General features: G+C 70.6%; 1 protein-coding gene. It reads left to right on the top strand.

What is annotated here, in order from left to right:
- The coding region (locus tag ACFP2T_RS45815; RefSeq protein ID WP_377433784.1) for a condensation domain-containing protein at positions 1-3,080 on the top strand (3,080 nt) is incomplete at both ends.

The following is a 3,080-nucleotide window of genomic DNA, read 5'->3' as shown; positions in this document are numbered from 1 at the left end:
CGGGGTGGGTACGGGCGACCGGGTTCTGCAGTTCGCGGCGGTCGGGTTCGACGCCGCGACATGGGAGTTGCTGATGGCCCTGTGTTCGGGCGCGGCCCTCGTGGTCGCCCCGGCGCGGGAGCTGGTTCCGGGCGACGGCCTGGTCGAGGTACTGGCCCGGAACGAGGTCACCCACCTCACGTCGCCGCCGGCCGCGCTGGCCGTGCTGAACCCCGACGAAGCACCGTCGCTGACCACCGTGGTGTCGGCCGGTGAGGCACTTGACCAGGGGCTGGTCGACCGGTGGGCCGCCGATCGGCGCTTCTTCAACGCCTACGGCCCGACCGAGACGACCGTGTGCGCGTCGATGTCGCTTCCGCTGCTGCCGGGCGACGATCCCGTGATCGGCACACCGATCACGAACACCCGACTATTCGTCCTCGACGACGGGTTGGCACCGGTGCCGGCCGGCGTCGCCGGTGAGCTGTACGTGGCAGGAACCGGCGTCGCCCGAGGCTACGTCGGCCGCTCCGGGCTCACCGCCCAACGATTCGTGGCGTGTCCGTACGGTGACGGCGAGCGGATGTACCGCACCGGCGACGTCGCCAAGTGGACGCCGGACGGGCGACTGGTGTTCCTGGGCCGGGCCGACGATCAGCTGAAGATCCGTGGGTTCCGGATCGAGCCGGGCGAGGTCGAGGCCGCGGTGCGCTCGTACCCGGGTGTGGAGCAGGCAGTCGTGGTGTCCCGGGTCGACCGCCTCGTCGCCTATGTGGTCGCGGATACAGACGTCGCCGGGCTGCTGGAGCACGTCGCCACCCGGCTGCCGGAGTACATGGTGCCGGCCACGGTCATGGTGCTGCCGGAGCTCCCGCTGAACGCCAACGGCAAGGTTGACCGCAAGGCGCTACCGGCGCCGGAGTACACGAACGCCACCGGCTCGAGCCGAGGCCCGCAGACCGTACAGGAAGAGCTGCTGTGCGCGGCCTTCGCGCAGATCCTCGGTTTGGACACGGTGGGCGCGGAGGACAGCTTCTTCCAGCTGGGCGGGCATTCGCTGCTTGCGGCGCGGCTGGTCTCTCGCATCCGGGTCCTGCTGGGCGTGGAGGTGCCGCTGCGGGTGCTGTTCGAGGCACCGACCGCCGCGGAGCTGGCGAAGTGGCTGGCCAGGAACGGCGCCGATCGGGTCCGGCCGGTGTTGCGGGCGGTGGCGCAGCGGCCGGAGCGGGTGCCGTTGTCGTTCGCGCAGCGCCGGTTGTGGTTCCTGGCGCAGTTGGAGGGTCCGAGCGCGACGTACAACATCTCGACGGTGCTGCGGCTCGATGGTGATGTCGACGCGGCGGCGTTGGAACTCGCGTTGCGGGACGTGATCGCCCGGCACGAGTCGTTGCGTACGGTGTTCCCCAGCGAGAACGGAGAGCCGTACCAGCACGTCGTCGACATGACGGAGCTGGACTGGAGCCTGACAGTCGCCGAGGTCAGTACCGAGGGCGCGGTCGACGCGGTCGGACAGGCGGTGCGGTACGCGTTCGACCTGGCGGTGGAGGTGCCGATCCGGGCCGCGCTCTTCCGCCCGGACACGGCTCCCGACGGCGCCGGGCCGGCCCAGCACCTGCTGGTGCTGGTGGTCCACCACATCGCCGGGGACGGCTGGTCGATGGGCCCGCTGACGCGTGACGTGACGACGGCGTACACGGCCCGGCTGCGCGGCGAGGTGCCGGAGTGGGTGCCGTTGCCGGTGCAGTACGCGGACTATGCGCTGTGGCAGCGTGACCTGCTGGGCGACGACGGCAGTCCGGAGAGCCTGCTGTCGAAACAGATGGACTACTGGCGACAGACGCTGGACGGCTTGCCGGAAGAGCTCCCGCTCCCGTACGACCGGCCGCGACCGATCGTCGCGAGCCACCAGGGCTACGGCGCGTCGTGGCAGCTGCCCGCCGAGGCACATCAGCGCCTCGTGGACCTGGCACGGGCCGAGGGCGTCACGTCCTTCATGGTGTTGCAGGCGGCGCTGGCCGTGCTGCTGTCGCGGCTGGGCGCGGGCGTGGACATCCCGATCGGTTCACCGGTCGCCGGCCGTAGCGACGAGGCCTTGGACGACCTCGTCGGCTTCTTCCTGAACACCCTGGTGATCCGTACGGATCTTTCGGGTGATCCGGAGTTCCGGGAGGTCCTGGCGCGGGTGCGGGAGACGACTCTGGGTGCGCTGGTGCATCAGGACGTGCCATTCGAGCGGCTGGTGGAGGAGCTGTCGCCGGCCCGGTCGCTGGCCCGGCATCCGCTCGTGCAGACGGTTCTGACCATGCAGAACACCGTTTCCGCCGCACTGGAGTTGCCGGGCGTCCGGATCGGCAAGGGCGCGGCATCCGACCGGGTGGCTGCCGATGCGGCGAAGTTCGACCTGTGGGTGACGGCGGCCGAGGCGTTCGACGCCCACGGTGCTGCGGCCGGGGTGCGGGGCGGGATCACGGTCGCCGCGGATCTGTTCGATGAGGCGACGGCGGTTCGGTTCGCGGGGTTGTTCGTGCGGGTGGTGGAGGTGGTGACGGGGTCGCCGGGTGTGCGGGTGCATGCGGTGGATGTGTTGGATGCCGCGGAGCGGGATCTGGTGTTGCGTGGGTGGAATGACACGGCGGTGCCGGCCGGTGGCGGGTCGGTGGTGGAGTTGTTCGGTCGGTGGGTGGACCGGACGCCGGACGCGGTGGCGGTGACCGCTGGTGGTGTCGGGTTGACGTACGCGCAGTTGGACCAGCGGGCTGGCCGGTTGGCAACCTACCTGCGGTCGCAGGGGGTGGGTCCGGACTCGGTGGTGGCGTTGTGTCTGCCGCGGGGTCTGGAGATGATCACGGCGATGGTGGCGGTGTGGAAGGCGGGGGCGGCGTACCTGCCGGTGGATGCGCAGCTGCCGGTCGAGCGGATCGCGTTCATGTTGGCGGATAGCCGGGCGATGCTGGTGTTGGGCGTGGATGAGGTCTTGGATGATCTGCCGGCCGGGCGGGTGCCGATGGTGGCGGTGGATGATCCGTTGGTGGCCGCGGCGGCGTTGTCGGAGCCGGTGGGGATCGCCGCGGATGCTTTGGCGTACGTGATCTACACGTCGG

The organism is Plantactinospora solaniradicis, from assembly GCF_042658085.1.
GTDB classification, from domain to species: domain Bacteria; phylum Actinomycetota; class Actinomycetes; order Mycobacteriales; family Micromonosporaceae; genus Plantactinospora; species Plantactinospora solaniradicis.
The sequence above is the reverse complement of the archived record's forward strand: the minus strand, read 5'-3'. Positions and strand labels throughout refer to the sequence as shown.